This is a genomic window from Aquimarina pacifica (assembly GCF_000520955.1).
In the GTDB taxonomy this organism is placed as follows: Bacteria; Bacteroidota; Bacteroidia; order Flavobacteriales; family Flavobacteriaceae; genus Aquimarina; species Aquimarina pacifica.
Genome location: NZ_JACC01000014.1, coordinates 122003 through 140950, shown reverse-complemented (window position 1 = coordinate 140950; position 18948 = coordinate 122003). Strand labels below are relative to the sequence as shown.

22 protein-coding genes are annotated in these 18948 nt (G+C 33.8%); 16 read left to right on the top strand and 6 right to left on the bottom strand.

From position 1 onward, the window contains the following. Positions 1–4 precede the first annotated feature (4 nt). Together iolE and DZ60_RS0110420 are read left to right on the top strand one after the other, a co-directional pair. A complete protein-coding gene (gene iolE / locus DZ60_RS0110425; RefSeq protein ID WP_025742018.1) occupies positions 5–919 on the top strand; it encodes a myo-inosose-2 dehydratase in 915 nt (304 codons plus the stop codon). A gap of 141 nt (positions 920–1060) precedes the next feature. Then, positions 1061–1414 carry a putative quinol monooxygenase gene (locus tag DZ60_RS0110420; RefSeq protein WP_025742017.1) on the top strand — a complete coding sequence of 118 codons (354 nt, stop codon included), beginning with the start codon at positions 1061–1063 and terminating at the stop codon, positions 1412–1414. Positions 1415–1501: 87 nt separating this feature from the next. Here DZ60_RS0110420 and DZ60_RS0110415 read toward each other — a convergent pair whose 3' ends face one another. The 3 genes from DZ60_RS0110415 to DZ60_RS0110405 all read right to left on the bottom strand — a co-directional run bounded on the left by DZ60_RS0110415 (position 1502) and on the right by DZ60_RS0110405 (position 3145). Further along, positions 1502–1873, bottom strand: coding sequence for a TfoX/Sxy family protein (locus tag DZ60_RS0110415; RefSeq protein ID WP_025742016.1), 372 nt, complete (start codon positions 1871–1873; stop codon positions 1502–1504). Between the two features lie 3 nt (positions 1874–1876). Further along, a complete protein-coding gene (locus DZ60_RS0110410; RefSeq protein ID WP_025742015.1) occupies positions 1877–2542 on the bottom strand; it encodes a DUF2461 domain-containing protein in 666 nt (221 codons plus the stop codon). 240 nt (positions 2543–2782) lie between these two features. Continuing rightward, on the bottom strand, positions 2783–3145 hold the full coding sequence (locus tag DZ60_RS0110405; RefSeq protein ID WP_025742014.1) for a VOC family protein: 363 nt from the start codon (positions 3143–3145) through the stop codon (positions 2783–2785). 91 nt (positions 3146–3236) lie between these two features. Between DZ60_RS0110405 and DZ60_RS0110400 the strand changes: the two genes are divergently transcribed. From DZ60_RS0110400 to DZ60_RS0110390, 3 genes are all read left to right on the top strand, one after another. Next, on the top strand, positions 3237–4628 hold the full coding sequence (locus DZ60_RS0110400; protein WP_025742013.1) for a hypothetical protein: 1392 nt from the start codon (positions 3237–3239) through the stop codon (positions 4626–4628). Between the two features lie 103 nt (positions 4629–4731). Next, positions 4732–5619, top strand: coding sequence for a helix-turn-helix domain-containing protein (locus DZ60_RS0110395; protein ID WP_025742012.1), 888 nt, complete (start codon positions 4732–4734; stop codon positions 5617–5619). Positions 5620–5676: 57 nt separating this feature from the next. Continuing rightward, entirely contained in the window at positions 5677–6117 is a 441-nt protein-coding gene (locus tag DZ60_RS0110390) for an SRPBCC domain-containing protein (protein WP_025742011.1), read from the top strand. Between the two features lie 154 nt (positions 6118–6271). On the opposite strand, the gene DZ60_RS25155 is transcribed toward DZ60_RS0110390, so the two are convergent. Both DZ60_RS25155 and DZ60_RS0110380 read right to left on the bottom strand, forming a co-directional pair. Then, a complete protein-coding gene (locus tag DZ60_RS25155) occupies positions 6272–6418 on the bottom strand; it encodes a hypothetical protein (protein ID WP_161634392.1) in 147 nt (48 codons plus the stop codon). Positions 6419–6702: 284 nt separating this feature from the next. Then, the gene (locus DZ60_RS0110380) at positions 6703–7593 is read right to left on the bottom strand and encodes a LysR family transcriptional regulator (protein WP_025742010.1); all 891 of its coding nucleotides are present in this window, start codon (positions 7591–7593) and stop codon (positions 6703–6705) included. Between the two features lie 128 nt (positions 7594–7721). Here DZ60_RS0110380 and DZ60_RS0110375 point away from each other — a divergent pair, with 128 nt between their 5' ends. Then, a complete protein-coding gene (locus DZ60_RS0110375) occupies positions 7722–8114 on the top strand; it encodes a rhodanese-like domain-containing protein (protein ID WP_081740462.1) in 393 nt (130 codons plus the stop codon). A gap of 111 nt (positions 8115–8225) precedes the next feature. After that, a complete protein-coding gene (locus DZ60_RS0110370; RefSeq protein WP_025742008.1) occupies positions 8226–8669 on the top strand; it encodes a GNAT family N-acetyltransferase in 444 nt (147 codons plus the stop codon). 163 nt (positions 8670–8832) lie between these two features. On the opposite strand, the gene DZ60_RS0110365 is transcribed toward DZ60_RS0110370, so the two are convergent. Continuing rightward, positions 8833–10782 carry a right-handed parallel beta-helix repeat-containing protein gene (locus DZ60_RS0110365; RefSeq protein ID WP_025742007.1) on the bottom strand — a complete coding sequence of 650 codons (1950 nt, stop codon included), beginning with the start codon at positions 10780–10782 and terminating at the stop codon, positions 8833–8835. Between the two features lie 616 nt (positions 10783–11398). On the opposite strand from DZ60_RS0110365, the gene DZ60_RS0110360 reads away from it, so the two are divergent. From DZ60_RS0110360 to DZ60_RS0110320, 9 genes are all read left to right on the top strand, one after another. Then, positions 11399–11827 carry a GNAT family N-acetyltransferase gene (locus tag DZ60_RS0110360; protein ID WP_025742006.1) on the top strand — a complete coding sequence of 143 codons (429 nt, stop codon included), beginning with the start codon at positions 11399–11401 and terminating at the stop codon, positions 11825–11827. A 7-nt stretch (positions 11828–11834) separates the two neighbouring features. Next, positions 11835–12593: a molybdate ABC transporter substrate-binding protein gene (modA, locus tag DZ60_RS0110355; protein ID WP_025742005.1), complete on the top strand. Its 759-nt coding sequence runs from the start codon at positions 11835–11837 to the stop codon at positions 12591–12593. Between the two features lie 12 nt (positions 12594–12605). Then, complete coding sequence (locus tag DZ60_RS0110350) at positions 12606–13010, top strand: TOBE domain-containing protein (RefSeq protein WP_025742004.1); 405 nt, start codon at positions 12606–12608, stop codon at positions 13008–13010. Between the two features lie 4 nt (positions 13011–13014). Then, the gene (gene modB, locus DZ60_RS0110345; RefSeq protein WP_025742003.1) at positions 13015–13686 is read left to right on the top strand and encodes a molybdate ABC transporter permease subunit; all 672 of its coding nucleotides are present in this window, start codon (positions 13015–13017) and stop codon (positions 13684–13686) included. Then, complete coding sequence (locus tag DZ60_RS0110340; RefSeq protein WP_025742002.1) at positions 13683–14555, top strand: ATP-binding cassette domain-containing protein; 873 nt, start codon at positions 13683–13685, stop codon at positions 14553–14555. Before modB ends, DZ60_RS0110340 begins: the two co-directional genes overlap by 4 nt. Positions 14556–14738: 183 nt before the next feature. Beyond that, entirely contained in the window at positions 14739–15254 is a 516-nt protein-coding gene (locus DZ60_RS0110335) for a hypothetical protein (protein WP_025742001.1), read from the top strand. Between the two features lie 4 nt (positions 15255–15258). Continuing rightward, on the top strand, positions 15259–15852 hold the full coding sequence (locus DZ60_RS0110330; protein WP_025742000.1) for a DJ-1/PfpI family protein: 594 nt from the start codon (positions 15259–15261) through the stop codon (positions 15850–15852). A 100-nt stretch (positions 15853–15952) separates the two neighbouring features. Then, positions 15953–17038, top strand: coding sequence for a DUF6688 domain-containing protein (locus tag DZ60_RS24200; RefSeq protein ID WP_025741999.1), 1086 nt, complete (start codon positions 15953–15955; stop codon positions 17036–17038). A gap of 266 nt (positions 17039–17304) precedes the next feature. Continuing rightward, positions 17305–18909 (top strand): MFS transporter, encoded by a 1605-nt coding sequence (locus tag DZ60_RS0110320; RefSeq protein ID WP_025741998.1) that lies wholly within the window; start codon positions 17305–17307, stop codon positions 18907–18909. Positions 18910–18948 lie beyond the last annotated feature (39 nt).

Here is an 18948-nt window from a genome sequence, read left to right as displayed (position 1 = left end):
TTATATGAGCACTAAAAAATTTAATAAAGACAACGTATTCTTTGGCATTACTCCTACCTCATGGTGGAACGATGATTTTCTGGATATTGATATAGGCATTCCTTTTGAGCAATGTGTAAGCGAAATGGCACTAGCTGGATTCGAAGGGTGTAGTGTTGGTCATAAATACCCTACCGATATCACTGTTCTTAAAAAAGAACTCGACAGCAGAGGACTCAGAGTATCAGAACCTTGGACTAGCACTTATTTTTCTATCCATGCTATGTATGATAAAACAGTAGCTGATTTTAAAAAGTCCCTAGAGTTTATTAAAGCAATGGGCGGCACCGATATCGTAGTAGCAGAACTAGGGGGATCCTCGCATCAGCAGCCGATCGCTCTCAAAGCGAATCGACCTATTTTTACAGATCAGCAATGGGGTGATGTTATCAAAGGACTCACCCATCTGGGACAGATTGCCAAAGATGCCAATATGCGACTTTGCTACCATCACCATATGGGTACAGGCATCGAAACCCGAGCAGATGTTGACCGCCTTATGAAAGCTACCGATCCTGATCTGGTACATTTACTATTTGATACAGGGCATCTGGCTTTTGCTGGTGATGATCCTTTGCAACTGGCCAAAGATTATGCTGATCGCATTAAACATGTGCATCTTAAGAATATTAGGAAACCGATTATGGAGGCCTCGGACGCGGAACAATTATCGTTTAAAGAGTCCATAGAAGCAGGCATATTTACGGTTCCGGGAGATCCAGAAGGGTGTATCGATTTTGATTCTATATTGCAGACATTGGCAGATCATGATTTTGAAGGATGGTTGATCGTTGAAGCGGAACAAAATCCTGCCAACGCTACCCCATTAAAATATGCAAAAATGGCAAGACAATATTTAAAAGAAATCACGGGTTTCTAAATAAAAACAGCGGATAAAAATGTTCTAGGATCTTCGCGTTAGGGATAGCAGTGTAAATCCCGGAGCCTGACGTTAGACAGCGCGAGGAATTGAAACGAATAGCGCGCTTGAACGCCAAAAAAATAAAAAAAATTATAATATATGTATCCATTAATTTCTAAATGGACCGCTCTTTCGGATAAAAAAGAGGAGGCCATTACTGTGCTTAAACAATTAGCAAAAACTGTCGAAAAAGAAGAACCAGACACTTGGATGTATACTGTGCATACTCCAGATTTTACGCAAACTAACCTGCCTACTCCTCCTGAAGGAGAAATTGTGTTTTTTGAAATCTACAAGGATGAAACTGCATTTAACCAGCATGTTTCGGGTAAAATTTTTACCGATTTTGTGGCTAATCATTCAGATCTATTTTTGTGCAATGAAGGAAAACCATATGTAACACTAGAAGTTATGGATCGTCAAGCTGGTTTTATTCGAAGTGATGCCATGTAGTCTTAAACTTCTTTTTTGAAATTTGCAATAGGGGCTAAATTCTATGTTTAAAAATCTTTTTGTTTTTAGTTTAGAATTTAGCCTCCTTTATTTTTTCTTAGAACGGCGTTTACTTCTTTTGGCTATTGGATTAAAAGCCAGACAAAGTTCTATCCAATACAATAAATCTATATCAAGATCAAACCCGTCTTCGGATACAAATACATACCCCTTCATGGGTCTTCCTGTAAAATCCATGGGTAGACATCCTTCTTTTTGCATAGCATCGTTGTACACCTTTTCTCCTATTCTAGCCATAAGCAAATCCATTTCTTTCTTTTTGTCAAAATGAATACCACAACACATCTTATCATCAACCATAAAACACAAACCGCCCATCATTCTTTTCTCATAGAAATTTGCCTTTTTCTCCCTGAAAATCTGTCGAATACGGTCAGCAATAAATTCATTATACGCCATAAATTATTTTATTATGTTTGATAAATATTCATTTACAGGACGCATAGCAGACCAGTACTCCATAATCTGAGAAACCAAAGTATCACTGCAAATAAGATCGGCTGCCTCTTCTCCCACGTAATAGAACTGTTTATGAAGCAGCAAAGGTTCTTTTTTGCATGGTTCTTGCCATTCTTTTGGGATACGTTTCATCGTCTCTCCCCTAATTTCGCCAAATTTCTGAACAAAATCTGCCTCTTCTAATAAATTTCTAAAGACCCCTTTATCATGACTAATTGCTGTTCGTATACTTTGTAATTGATCTTTTGATGGACTAAAACATCCTCCCATAATACCAATCATCTCAGGAGAAAACCGCAAAAAGATTCCAGGAACACTTTTATCCTTTCTCCCACCAGAAGATATAAAACAAGTATAATGTAGATTATACGGGGATTTATCTTTAGCAAATCGAACATCCCTATTCATCCTTAGAATACAATCTTTCGGTTCTATTTGCAATGTTGGATCATGTTTTTGTATTTCGCTTATTATAACACCCGTAAATATCTCAAAAGGCTTTTTAACGCTTGATTCATATCTTTTTTTATTAGCATGAAACCAATCTTTATGATTATTTGTTCTTAATTCCTCAAAAAAAACTGTAAAATCTTCTGTAAAGTATTGCATATGTATTAGCGTTTTTAGCTGTATCATTTCTTATATAAAAAATACGAAGTTGTAATACCGATTCGTATCAGAACTAGAAAACATATACCTGTTCTAATGCCAATTACAAGAACAGGCATACTTTTATTTTATCTGTTTATGTGATAGAGAACCGATCACACTAAACCTACTGTTAAGCCCAAAACAAAGTTCTATTGCTTAAAACTTACCCTTATTCGTCATGATACTGAATACGGTTATTTACTTCATCGAATGAAAAGCAACTCTATTTCCTTCTGAATCCAGAAAAATAGCCATGAATCCATTTTCACCAATAGATGTTTTTGGCATTAGAATTTTCCCTCCAGCTTTCTCAACACGTCCTAATGGAACAGATAAATCTTCGCCACCATTAAGATAGGCAAAAGTTCCTTCTTGCGACGGCGTATTGCCATTACCGTGGGTAATGCAACCTCCTACCCCTCCATCCTTGTAAGGAAAGAAAGCCATCTTAAAATCTAGTTCCATGGGTTGTAACTCAGCTTCTAAAAGTTCATTATAAAACTTAATCGCTCTTTCGAAATTTGTACTTGGTATTTCGAACCAACTAATTGCATTTGACATATTGATAAAATTTAAGAATTATACGATTTCAAAAGTAAATGATCATATCGATCAAAAAAATTTTATTTTTGAAAAAACATAGGTTTCTATAATGAAAAAAAGTGAAGAATTATTTTACCTGATCCAATCACTAAGTAAAAGTGAAAAGCGACATTTTAAACTAAGCATACCCACAACAGACACTCCTGAGTACCTTCTTCTTTTTGATGCTATTGAGTCACAAAAAGAATATGATGAGACCGCGATTAAACATACATTTAGAGATAAAGGATTTGTAAATCAATTAACAACCATCAAAAACTATCTCAAACAACGTATTTTGCAATCCCTAAGAGTATATCATGCCAAAATATCCAAAAATGCAGAACTGATTGATGCCATTCGTAATATTGAAATCCTATTTCATAAAGGGTTATATATCATATGTCAAAGAGAACTTGCCCTTGCCGAAAAAAAAGCACAACAGTTTCAACAAGACAGCTTATTATCACACATACAAGATTGGAAAAGAAAAGTACACCAAGCACAGTTTCCTGAAGATTTTGCTACACTCAAAAAAATCACTTTAAAACAGAGACAGGCACTGGAGTCAACCAAAGAACATATGGATTTACTTCTGGCAAATATAGATCCTAGTCAATTTTCGATTTCTCATAAAAAAAGTGCTTCTCTACAAAACAAAACCTTAAAAACATTACATAAATACAGAAAACAACTCCTTGCAAAACATCCAGAAAAAGCAAAACAGACACTAGAACACCTAATCAAAGAATGGGAGCAACATCCTGAATTACTAAGAGAATATTTTTCGACGTATTTTTCTATCAACAACAACCTACTTGGGTTTCTTGTATTCAAAAAACAATACAAAGAAGCCTTTGTAAGAATATTGTTGATCAAACAAAAAGCAGCAACAATTAGTACTGTTTCTGCTATACTTATCAAAGAACAATTACGGCTATATAATATTGAGCTAGAAATTCACAGAAACCTAAAAGGACTTCATACAACTCGTGAAATAATCACAGAAATTCAGCAATTTATTAATAAACACAAAACCCTGGTACCCAATAATTATTGGCTATCTTTTCGTTTTCAATTTGCCAATATTTACTTTTTAAGAAAAGACACTAAGCAATCCTTATATTGGATCAATACCATCATCAACCAGAAAACAAAAAAAGACAGGGAAGACCTGATCATATACACCCATTGGCTAAACCTTCTTGTTCATTATGAATTAAATAATGGATTTACGCTACGCTACCTTATTAATACAATGAAAAAACTTCTGAAAAAATCAAAAAACATAGCGCTCTACGAAAAAATACTTTTGAAATTTTTATCGCGGACTGTTACCTATGAAATTACGGATAAAAGAAATGCTTTTTTACTTTTGAAAGAACAATTAAGGGAAGATCCGATCCCGAACCACGTATTAGGATATGTAGATTTTGAGGAATGGATTAATAGGAATTGCTAATGTCTCTTTTTATAATCCATAGAAATATGTTAGTTTTATTTCAATCTTTGACACCAATACATACACTAGCAAATAGATTATACAATTTTTAGACAGTATTCTCATGAAAAAAAAAGTTGGTAACACCCAAATTGCTTCAAAAAAATGGGAATTAGAGAACATTATTCTTTCGCACAATATCATTGATTACACAAGTTTTGACAGTCAAAGTTCAAACAACGATACTGAATATGTTCGTCTTCATTTTGGACTTTCTGGTGAATATGATTTTGATTACAAAGAATTAAATTCATCATTCTCTTTTACAGGACATCATAATAACATTATGTATTCTAAGGGTCTTACTATTGATATTCACAATAAAAGTAAACGAATAGAAACCTTTGGCATTAATTTTACTCCAGAAACATTTGCTAATATTGCCCAAAATGGTCCGGATACACTAAAGAGATTTACAGAAAAAGTATTGGCAAAAGAAAATACTATTCTCTCTAAAGAATGGCGGCCCAATACCTTTAGAATGCAATCGGTAATTAATGAGATCTTGCATTGCCATTATACCGATGAGCTAAAAAGTCTATTTCTATTATCAAAAAGTATCGAACTTCTTGTTCTACAAGCAGAGCTTCATAATCAAAGCTATCAAAATAGGTATATAAAGCACAACAGTGATAAACAAAAGCTATTCGAAGCAAAAGAACTGTTGACATTGCGTATCGAAAATCCTCCCACCATACTTGAACTATCAAAGTTAATTAGTATAAATGAATATAAGCTCAAAAAGGGATTTAAAGAATTATTTGGCACTACAATCTTTGGGTTTATTCATCAAACACGTATGACTTTGGCTAAAAAGCTTCTCTTGGGAACAACCGATTCTGCCAAAGAAATTGCATATAAAATAGGATATAGCTCACCACAACACTTCTCAAAAGCATTCAAAAAAGAATTCGGAGTTACTCCCGATAGTATTAGAAAGTATCCCGATTAGACTATCTCAAAGAAATGCATCTTATGATCTTTGTTGTTCATAACACAAACATTAAATATGAGCCAATCAATGATTATCAAGAAAGAGGTGATTTTTAAATCCTCAATAGAAAGAGTCTGGGATGTTTTAACAAATCCCGAACAAACCAAACATTATATGTTTGGGTGCGAAGTATTATCTGATTGGAGTCTTGGTAGTCCAATTGTATGGAATGGCAAAACTGAAAATGGCGAAATTATTACCTATGTACAGGGTACAATCACCAAATATATTGACAAACAAGAAGTCTCCTTTACTATGTTTGACCCCAATATTGGCATACAAGATATTCCCGAAAATTACATCTCTTTGACCTACAAAATCTCTAAAACAGGAAATAATACAAAACTTATAATACTACAAGGTGATTTCTACGGCACAGAAAATGCTCAAAAAAGATTCGAAGAATCACAAAAAGGATGGGACATGGTCATCCCGTTACTACAAAAAATGATTTAGTAATCATAGATCACATTATGCAAAGACTATATGAAAAGATGTTCCTTATAATTTGGTCCATACGTTTAAAAACCTATGGACCTGGGGTAGTAAATTAAATACGCATAGTTTTGAAACTATATTGTATTTAATACTGAAGCAGCATCAAGCATAGTTACACCCAATATGTGCACCATCTAGCGCAATCTGCCGTAGTACCAGAGCAACAATACATTCCTCGGCCACCATTGATATTCTTTTGACCGTCTTTACTAATCATTTTAGTTCCTTTTAAATCTTTTAAACTCTTTAAACTTTTCATTGGACTTTAATTTTTGTGATTAATAATTCATTTTTAATGCATTAAAAAAACAAAAATCTAACATCACAATTTGGTCAATCGTTATCACAGATCATTCAATTTTTAAGAACATATCAAAAACCGATGATGCGAATTGTCTTTACCATTTACTCTTGTTTTCTCGTAAGTAATGACATGAGATTGCCAGTAACCTCATGGCCTACTAACAAGCCGAATAGTTACATTATCGAATACAACAAAATGATTCATAAATTTAAACAACTGTCACCAATAAATTAAGATCATTATATCTTGGCAAACTCTTCTTCAAAATTGCTTATAAAATCATCAATATACTTTTTAAAACGATCTTCTTTTCTAATAACCAAATAATGAAAGCGCTTAAGTCCCTGTTTTCTTATTCTTTTAAAAATTAGATGATCTCCTAACCTAAAGGAAGTAAGCGCCCATTTTGGCATGCAAACAATCCCCATATTGGCATTAACCATCTCTAATGAGACTTCGGTTAGGGGTACTGCAGAAATTTTGGCGGGAGTAATCTTGTTGGGTTTTAAAAACTGTTCATATACCGAAACGGTTTCAAGAGGAAAAGAATGGATAATAAGATGTTCATTAGCAAAATGACTGGCCTCCAAGAAATCAAGATGACTTAGCTGATGCTCCTGATGCATGATGGCAAAAACCTCGTCTTCAAAAATTTCTATTGTAGATAACTTGTCATTATCCGGTTTTGAACTCACAATAGCAATATCAATATCACAAGCAACTAATTTAGTTATTGGTTGATGCGTCGCTTCGAGAATCAAATCTACCTCAATCTCTGGATAGAGAACACCCATTTTCTGAATAAACCCTGGCAAGCCTTGATAAAAAGAATAACATTCTGTACTTACCTTGATACACCCTTTTGAGCCCGAACGAATATTCTTGATGGTACTAAATCCATCTTCTATCTTCTCTAAAATACTGGTAGCCAACTCATACAACACGACACCTTCTTCTGTGAGTTTCCATTGATTGCGAGCTCTATGAAATACTTTAAAACCTAGTCGTTCCTCGAGATCCTTGAGTTGGTGACTTAATGCAGATTGGGTTAGAAATAACTTCTCTGATGAATTGGCAATGTTTCCTTCTTCTGTAATCGTTTTTATTAATCTAAAATATCGAATATCCATGCTATAAAGTTACTACAAAACTAGGTTCTTGAATATGAAAATATTTCAGCTTTGATCAGAAATCATTCAATTAATGAACACCTTAAACAACAAAGCAATGCGCTACTTTTGGAACAAATACTATAAATATGAAAGATCAAATTAAATTTTACGAAAACAAATTAGCCTACGAAATGGATCCTGCAGATCTATATGAAGCACTAGAAAATAACCTTGATATCGTGGTTATTGACACACGAAAAGCCTTTGGGTATGAGAAAGAACATATTCCTACAGCTATTAACTTGCCCCATAGAGAGATGACCAAAGAAAATACAAAGCACCTCGACAAAAGAAAAACATATATTTGTTACTGTGACGGTATTGGTTGTAATGGTTCTACACGCGGAGCACTTGCTATGGCTAAATTAGGTTTTACTGTAAAAGAATTGATCGGTGGTTTAACGTGGTGGAAATTTGACGGGTATGCAACTCTAGGAACTCATCCATCAAAAGGTACGCTTGTACAATGTGCATGTTAAGCTTTGAATTTCTTTTAAAACTAAGGCTCGAACAGTTTTTTATTCGTCTAAAATAGAGGTACATTTGGTATATCCCATGCAACGTAAAATCACAAAATCAATATCCTATAAATGACCATACGATTTGCCAAAGAGGAAGACATTCCTCAACTACTCATATTATGTAAAGCACATGTTATCTTCGAAAAAGCAAACTTCAATACAGAAAACAAACATGCTTTGTTTAAAACCCACCTTTTCAAAAAGGAAAATGCAATACAATGTATTGTTGTTGAAAAAGACGAATCACTTCTGGGGTATGCTACTTTTATGAAGCAATTTTCTACTTGGGATGCTGATTTTTATGTGTATCTGGATTGTCTGTTTTTAAAAGAAGAAACAAGAGGTAAAGGAATCGGAACTACAATGATGAATCATGTAGCAGCCTACGCCAGAAAGGAAAACTGCACTCATATTCAATGGCAAACTCCCGATTTTAACACCAGCGCCATTCGCTTTTATAAAAAACTAGGAACCCAATCAAAATCAAAAGAGCGCTTCTTTTGGGAGGTATAATTTTCGGCTTCTCGTAATCTATCTGCTATATATTCTAGAAGTCCGTCATAAGGCTCTTTACGATATCTTAGAAATCAATAAAAAAGGTTGTAAGGACAGCTATATCTTGAACCCTGGATAGGATTTACTCTACATATCCAGGGAAAATTTTTCATTATAGTTTTTACATTTCATTACAGGTATTCCCTTCTATTTGGATATTTATAGCATCTGTATTGTTTTCAAAGATACAAGATTGACTAGTGGTTAAGATATTGTCACTTATTATCACATCGGCGCAACCTGAATCTATTCGTATAGCATTATTCACAGTTGCTGTAATATTATTTTCAGAAATAATACTATTCTCTAGGTTTGTTAGCCGTATCCCACCCTCTTTTATTTCATTATTTGTAAAAATAATCCCTCTACACGCCAAAGTAGATGTTGAAGGTGAGGTTAACACATTATTATCTATAGTAATCGTATAATCTTGTTCCTCTTCTGCTGTATTAATTCCAAAAAATTTAAAAGGGTCTCTTTGTACATCTATAAAAACAGCATCTTTATTGGTTTGTCTTATCGTTATATCATCTATAAAACTTGCCGCTGCACCCGAAGAATATCCTATAGAAGTTGCCATACTACTTTGAATAAAATTATCATAAAAGTCTGCGTTTTTAATATCTTCTATAACAATTCCTCTTACGCACTCTAATATGGTATTTTCTCCTACTGTAAGATCTACATTTGTCGCTAGTATACCTGTACCGTAATTTTCAACCGTATTCCCAATTACTTCATTATCATAGATTAAATCAAATTTATCAGACCTTCCTGCCCAAATAGCAACTCCACCATTTTGTTGCGAATCTGTAACTCCTTTGACCTTATTATTATTAATTTTACTACCTATAGTATTTGAATAAGAAATAAAACCTTCTACTGTATTGTTTTCAATAGTCACTTTATCCCCTGTATGTATGGTAAACGCACCTACTCTACTACCACTTTCTGAATTGTTTCTTATGTAGATTTCTTCTGCTATTTCATATTCTAAGCCATTAGCCCTAAAAGCCTCTACGTCTATCGCAAAACCAGGAGCAACACCTTGTGAACCATCTGTATGAATACTGCAGTCTATAAAGTTATTTTCTTCTATATATATTTGACTTCCTGCAGTTACTGATATTTGATTTCTTCTATTTCTTCTGAACGTATTATTTACAATATATACTTCTGTACTAGGCACATGATGCGGATCGAATGAATGCCCATAACCATGAACATCTATTCCATCTCCCATGGCATCAACAAATTCGGCTTCACTAACCTTAATATTATTGGCACCGCCAATACGTAATAAATGACCCCACTCCTGAGCTCCTAGAGAATAATCATGTTCGTCTCTATCTCCTATAAAATTTCCTCCTGTAATTGTAATATTTTCTACACCATCTCCAATAAATACTAAAGTAGGGTTCTTGTTATCGTTAGGATACATTCTAAAATAGGTAGCATCTGATAATATAAAATTGTAATCGCTTGGTATTTTAATCCCAAGTCTAGGAGAGGCAATGTCGTTGTGATCATATCCATCTACCTTGAAATAGGCATCTAAACTATTTATTTTAAAATCAACGGATCCAGAAGCTACCAGTGATTTTATGAATAGTAATAATTCATTTATTTTGGTTTTATTATTTTCAGCGACCTCACCAGTAACTTCTCCTTCTATTATACCCCACCGCGAAGCTATAAACTCAAATTCATTTCCTATTAATTGTATATCTCCTTGTAGTTCTAAATTAGAATTTAACAGTTCTCCCGCTATTTTTCCTCCGGATGAAAAATTCAAAGTTCCATTAAAAATATCGCCTCCATCAAATGCAAAGGTTACATTTGCCGGTACTTCTATTGTTTTTCCTTCTAGGTCTAATAAACAATCAATCGATATTGTTGCATTCGCTGTTATGTCTAAATCTTCGAATAAGCATGGGGTTATTACTATAACCGGGTTTGGGTTTTGATCTTGCTGACCTTCTTCATCTGTCCCATTTCCGTCGTCTGAGCTACAGGAAAACATATTAATTATTGTAATAAAAAGTAGTAGGTAAGTAGGTATTGATTTCATGGCAAATTATTTTTAACATCGTATTAAATACAATATTTAGTGTCAATAAAAGACAAAATGTTACCCTCTTATTCTTAATAAATAATACTATCTCTTATGATTTATGCAAAGTATTGTATTGTCAAGGGTATGGATTAAACGCTATCTAGATTAATAATATTACAAATGTTATGACCCCCATTACTCATTCATACTACTAATTTAGAGACATTTGCAGTGTATTTTGCCTTAGAGAACAAGGCCAAAAACCCATTTTAGGTATATAATTTCTGTTTATACATTGTGGTTATTAAACTAACGAGTATCCCAATTGAGATGCTATAAAAATGCCATGATTCTAAATTGCAGTAACATACAAAAAAAGCAACTTCACCTTTTTTAACGCGTTTTAATTCATAAGTTGCTACCAAACCAGCTTTAGACAGGTGTTTTACTTGTATAGTGGTTCGAAATTTTGGTACTTTGCGTTAGGGATAGCAACGAAAATCCCGCAGCCTGAGGAACGAAGAGCGAGGAATTGTAGAGAATAGCCCGCTCGAACGCCCAAATAAAAACTCGCGGACATATCATTACTACTCCTGACTTAAAAAAATATTGATCAAAAAACAAACATAAAGTGCAACATCTTACTGTAAAACTATTACAAAAAGAGGAATTAGATGATATTATTTCTCTAACACAACACCTCAATCCCAATAGAGAGATCTCTACACTTAAAAAACGTCATCTCGAGATGTTTGCATTTGATAATTACCAATGTTTTGGTTTATTCGAAAAAGCGCAACTTATAGGTGTATCTAGTAGTTGGATGACCGTTCGATTATACTCGGGTAAGCAATTAGAGGTTGACAACGTTATTATTGACCCCACAATTCATTCTAAAGGATATGGAGCTTTTTTCTTAAATTATATAGAAAACTGGGCAAAGGAACAAGGCTGCGAATCTGTGGAGTTAAATACGTACGTACAGAATAGTAAATCTCATAAATTTTATTTTAGGCAAGGATATATAATTCTGGGATATCATTTTCAGAAAGTACTATAAAAGCAATATGATGAAAATAAAGCTTGTACCTTTTTATTTGATATGTATTACTATCCTTCTATCCTGTAATCAAAAGCACGATAAAAGACTAACTATTGCTGTAGCGGCAAATATGCAATTTACTATCCAAGCATTATCGCAAGCTTTTACAGAACAGACAGGAATTGCCTGTGAATTAATTACTGCATCTTCTGGTAAACTCACTGCTCAAATAAAAGCAGGGGCTCCTTATGACGTATTCGTATCTGCCGATATGAGCTACCCAACAGAATTGTTTACCTCAGGATTTAGCAACCAAAAACCCAAAATCTATGCCTATGGGACTTTGGTATTATGGTCTATGGTCAATGACATAGAGCCTTCTGTTGCACTCCTTACTAATCCCAGAATACAACATATTGCACTTGCGAACCCCAAAATGGCTCCTTATGGAAATGCTGCACTAGAAATTTTGAGAAAACATGATATTTACCCTTTAGTAAAAAATAAAATCGTTTATGGCGAAAGTATCTCACAAACAAATCAGTTTATTGTTTCTCAATCCGCAGAAATTGGCTTTACCTCAAAATCCGTAGTTTTATCTCCTCAAATGAGAGACAGAGGAACTTGGATTGACCTAAATAGCGATGACTATACTCCGATTGCACAAGGAATTGTAATTCTAAAACAAGCTAAAAATCAACCAAAAGATGCAGAAAAGTTTTATAATTTTATGAACTCAGAAGTAGCACGTAAAATTCTTAGGGATTTTGGGTATCAGATATAAAGAAAATAATTCATGAATACCTTGAGAGGACATATTAGTACTATACAAACTCATGGGAGTTTATCCTTGGTGCAAGTATGCGTTCATGAAGATGTTTTTTGGACGACTATTGTAATTGAGACTCCTGATACCGCATCATATTTATGTCAAGGAAAAGAGATTACACTAATGTTTAAAGAAACAGAAGTGTCCATTAGTACAGATCTAGACCTCAACATTAGTATTCATAACAAGGCCCAAGGTACTATTCTCGAAATAGAGAAAGGAATACTGCTTAGCAAACTTGTTCTGGCTACAAATCTCGGAAACATAACAGCCTTATTGACGTCTAAAGCAATAAATTTATTGCAATTAAAAATTGGGGACCCCATCGTGGCAATGGTCAAAACAACAGAAATAATGGTATCACACTCATAAGATGATCGACTGGCAACCTTTATTACTTACATTCAAACTCGCATTAGTGACCACACTTTGGTTACTTATTATAGCGGTACCCCTATCCTATTGGTTGGCATATACTAAGTCTCGTCTTAAGCCTATTTTAGAAACATTGGTAAGCATGCCTTTGGTATTACCACCAACAGTTTTAGGATTTTATTTACTGGTAGCCTTTAGTCCAGCAAGCGCACTGGGAGGTTGGTTGCACGACACATTAGGTATACAATTAATCTTTTCATTTAAAGGACTGGTGTTTGCTTCTGTTCTGTATAGTTTGCCTTTTATGGTGCATCCTATTCAGGCAGGTTTTACCAATCTTAACCCGACTCTTATAGAAGCTTCTTATGTACTAGGTAAATCAAAAATCAAAACCCTTTTTAAGGTGGTACTCCCTAACATAAAACCATCATTATTAACCGGCATTATTCTTGCCTTTGCTCATACCATAGGAGAGTTCGGAGTTGTTCTAATGATTGGTGGAAACATGCCAGGAAAAACAAAAGTTGCTTCTATAGCAATATACGATGAAGTAGAAGCTCTTAATTATAATGCAGCAAATTGGTACTCTATTATCTTGTTTGCAATTACTTTTGGTATCTTATTAGTTGTATATCTGGTAAACGGAGGGTACCTAAAACGATTTTGGAAATGATACACATAGCACTCAACAAAAAGTTAATGGCTGCCAATGGCCCTATGATTCTTGACATTGATATTGATATTGTGCCTGGTTCATTTACTACCTTGTACGGTCCATCCGGAGCAGGAAAAACATCTATCCTAAGAATGATTTCTGGATTACTTTCTGTAGACGAAGGACATATAATTATGTGTAATAATGTATGGCTGAATACCAAAAAAGGAATTTGCCTGAAACCGCAACAGCGTAAAATTGGTTTTGTATTTCAGGACTATACATTATTCCCTAATATGACCGTAAAAGAAAATCTAATTTATGCACTAGAGAAGGGTCAGGACACACAAATTGTTAAAGAACTTATAGATACAATAGAACTTGCAGAGTTGCAAGATAGGAGACCTGATAAACTATCCGGAGGGCAAAAACAAAGAGTTGCCTTAGCCAGAGCATTAGTTCGAAAACCAGAAATCTTACTGCTTGATGAACCACTATCTGCACTCGATCAAAGTATGAGAATAAAGTTACAAGATTACATACTTAGTGTTCACAAAAAATATAAGCTTACTACAATACTTATTAGTCATGAGATTAGTGAGGTCATTAAAATGTCTGATAATGTTATCCAATTAGATAAAGGGCGTATTCACAAACAAGGAAAACCACTTGATATATTTACCACAAAACAAGTCTCAGGAAAATTTCAGTTTTCGGGAGAAGTTATTGATATCAAACAAGAAGAGGTAATTTATGTGGTAACTGTTTTGATTGGTACTAATTTCGTGAAAATAATCGCTGAAGAAAATGAAATTAAGACCATTAATATAGGAGATACGATTATTGTAGCTTCGAAAGCCTTTAATCCTTTATTACAAAAAATCTAGTACGAATATCGCTATACAACAGTGGTATTAGAAAATAGTGGTAATACAAATATAGAAATAGTAATATCAATTGTAAAGAAGATCGTACATTAGAAAAAAAAATACTCCTTGCGCTTCTATATCCATAGGCTGCAGGAAATTATCTCATAAATTTTAAAATAAATAATAGAAAAACAAAACATAATGAACTATAAAATATCAGTACTCATAATAGGACTTTTATTGATTGGTTGCTCACAACATCAAAAAAATAAAAATGACCAACCCATTAAGATCATAAACCAATTCGATACTGAAGAAATACAATGGTTCAAGTCTAACGGAAATGGCAGCATAAAAGGAATTGCTAAATTCAAATCAAAAAGTGGAGATATCCGTTTTGGTGATGAGTTTAGAATAGAATTGTTACCTAATTGTGGGTATACTCAAGAAAGACTAAACCATATCTACCAAAGCAAAAGTTCTGGATATGTTCATGTTGAAGACGGAATCCCAAAATTTACTCCTGATCCCGAAGAATTTCATGATACTATGAAGACCATGTGCAATAAAAATGGAGAGTTTGAATTTAATAACCTACCAGCAGGTAGTTACTATGTAATTGCATTTATGTTGTGGGATCAAACAGGAGGCGGCATCATGCAGCAAGTAACTCTTTCTGAAGGAGAATCAAAAGAGATTAAAATGATTAATTTTTAGTAATATGCACAAGAAATTGCGGGTTGGTATTCTAGTCTTTAACGAAGTAGAGGTTCTGGATTTTGCAGGACCATTTGAAGTTTTTTCATTAGCCGAAAAAGACAATAAAAAACTATTTGAAGTAATTACTATTGGTCAATTCCCCGAAATCATTTCAGCAAGAAATGGACTAAAAATCTCCCCTAATTCATCGTTTGCCGATAATCCAGATATTGATATCTTAATCGTTCCTGGGGGATATGGTGCAGAAGAAATTGAAATCAAGAATTCTCTACTGCTCGACTGGATAAAGAACCAACATCAGAAAACGCAATTAACAACATCTGTCTGTACCGGAGCATTACTATTGGCAGAATGTGGATTATTAAATCACAAAAAAGCTACTACGCATTGGATGGATTTGGATAGATTAGAAACAGAATATCCATTGGTTCATGTTATTAGAAATGTAAAATATGTAGATGAACAAGAGATTATAACCTCGGGAGGGATTTCTGCAGGAATTAACATGTCTTTTTATATTATAAAAAACCTATATGGCGTAGAGATTGCAAAATCTACAGCAAAAAAAATGGAATATGATATAGAGATAAAATAAATGTAGAAGAAAACAAAATCTCTGTAAGTATATACATCATTCATAAAGTAAATCTATATATTTCTTGAACAATAGTATTGATGATAAAAATAATTAATTAATGGCGCTAATAACACTGGTTTTTGGACTACCTTCATTTCTGGTCTCAATTGATTTTATAAGGTTTCTGATTACAGGAAAAAGAATATATCATCGCATTTTTAATAGAATCTTAGAAATACTTGTCCTAATAGGATTGCCACTTTTTTACTTAATTGTTATTGATGAGTCCGCAAATGATTGCTGTTCAGATAGCGCCACCTTCGCACCTGAGCATAAAATAACCATATATACTATCATTATCATTTGTATTCTCGCCTATTTTTTATCCACACTAAAAAAACATATTAGTAGTCCCGTAATAGAAACCTTGATTAATACTATTTTGCTAGGCGGAATTATTCTCAACATCATGATCTCTATCCAGGTTAAGTCACCATTTTGGTTATTTGGCAATCTACCTGTCGTCCTATTTTTTATTTTTGAACTTATCAAAAACCAGCAAAAACTAGCTGACTACAGCACTTCTTTTGATCCAGAAACGCTTAATAAGATAGAAAAGATTGCATGGCGAATATTACATTCGAAGCTTATTTTTAAAATCCCAATATTACTTATTTTATGCTTACCCATATTGGTTCTAGTTTCTGGTTTTCTTTTAATTTTTGGTCAAAAACCTGACTCAGTAATTCGCGTTTTTACGGACACCTATAAGCATGGGTTTTCGCAACTTGATTATCTGTGCGACAATGTACAATGTGGAGGGCACTTCTTATGCTCTGTGGCTGCAAATGGACATCGTGCTATCGTAAAGCCACAACGTGCAGGAGAAAGAAAAGGTAACCCAATAATTTGTAACAGACAACTTTTGATTGCAAATGCCTTCGAAGAACTAATTGAGCAAAAAACACCTAAAACACATCGTTTTATAAGACAAAACTACAATAAAGTCGGGGATTTTATACATCGGTATTATGGCATATTTAATTCGAAGATCATCGCCGACATCGTATATGTTTTAATGAAACCTCTAGAATGGATATTTCTTATTGTGCTCTACACTTTTGACCAAAATCCTGAGAATAGAATTGCACAACAATATCTTAACCAAACTCACAGAAGAGCAATTAAGAATCAAGAAAAATAAAAAATCCTTTTCAACCATTTTTTTTAAGAAACAAAAAAGTACCGATTCATTTTGTCTATACATCTGCTTTTATTTACTCTTCTTCTACACATACGAGTAATATTGTACCAATTGATTATATGAGTTTACTGTATAAGATTACCAACTGCTATTTATCCTGAATGTAGAAACAGAATAAAAAGTATTCTTTTACAGTAAACTCATTATTTATCAATAAAAGTTGAATTTGTACGAATACAGATAAACATAAAACACCACACCCATAGATGGAAATAAACAATAAAGTCCCTTTAAAAGAAAAAATTGGTTATGCATTGGGAGATGGTGCAGCAAATATTGCCTGGAGAGGTGTCGCTACCTTTTTGTTTATTTTTTACACCGATGTTTTTGGTCTGAGTCCAGTTACCGTCGGCGTTTTGTTTTTGGTAGCTAGGTTTAGTGATGGTATTAGTGATGTATTAATGGGGGTTATCGGTGATCGCACTAACTCTAAATACGGAAAATTTCGCCCCTGGATTTTATGGACTGCAATTCCGTTAGGAGTCATTCTTTCCTTATTATTCACAAGCCCAGAATTAGGAGACAATGGTAAAATAGTATACGCCTATATTACCTATATATTTTTCACCTTATTATATACAGCTAATAATATCCCGTATGGTGCTCTTATGGCTGTTATGACCGGTAACGATAAAGAACGAACAAGCATTGGATCTTTTAGGATGGCTGGTGCATTTGCAGGAGGAATGCTGGTACAAGGAGCATTGTTGTTTCTAGTCGCTTATTTCGGAAATGTTGAACCAACTATTAAAGTATCTCAGCTAAAAGAAGATACATTTAACGTAACAGTTACTGCATCTAAAGATGTAGAACATGTAAATATAAAAACCGAAGATGGTATCGCCACCTTTGTATGGGACGATATTGATAAAAGTAATGATGAAAACGAACCGACTAATGGTAAAAGTTTTACCATGCAAAAAGGAGAGACTTATGCATTTATAGTAACAGGAGAGAAAGATATTTCTAGTGATAATATATCCATTATTGATCAAAAACAGGGATATAGTAAATCTATGTACGTAATGTCTGCATTACTGGCTTTATTAATGTTACTGACCTTTTATTTTACTAAAGAAAGAGTTAAACCTCCTAAAGATCAAAAAAGTAATTTAGGTCGAGACTTCAAAGATTTAATAAAAAATACTCCTTGGGTTATTTTGTTAATTATTGGTCTTTTATTTAATATTTATAATTCTATCAAGCAAGGAATTGTAATCATATATTTCACTCATTATCTCAATGATCAATTATTATCAGCTTCTTATCTGGTTGGTTTAATGCTTGCCTCTATTGCTGGTGCATTTATTACCGCTCCTTTGAGTAAAAAATTCGGAAAACGTAATTTATTTATTTACGCATTAGTTTTTTCTGGAGCCGTAAACGCACTACTGATTTTTTGCAATCAAGACGATATTGGAGCTATTTTTACAATTGGTATTATCTCAGAATTTGCTTCAGCCATATTCCCTACGCTATTTTTTGTAATGTTGGGAGACGCCGCGGATTACTCAGAATGGAAAAATGGGCGTAGAGCTACAGGACTAATATATTCAGCAGGTTCTTTTGCAACAAAATTTGGTGGTGGTATCGCTGGAGCCATTATTGGATTAGTTCTAGGGGCATTTCATTATAATGGACAAGATACATCTGCCATTCAAGGGGCAATTCCTGGGATGAAAATGCTTATGAGTTGGATTCCATCTATCGTTACTATTATTGCTGCAGTAATTATGTTACTTTACCCATTGACAACCGAAAAAATGGAAGAAATCACCTCGGACCTAAATAAAAGAAGAATTACAGAGTAGTGCAATATTAAGCTACATATTAAAAACAGTATATAATTT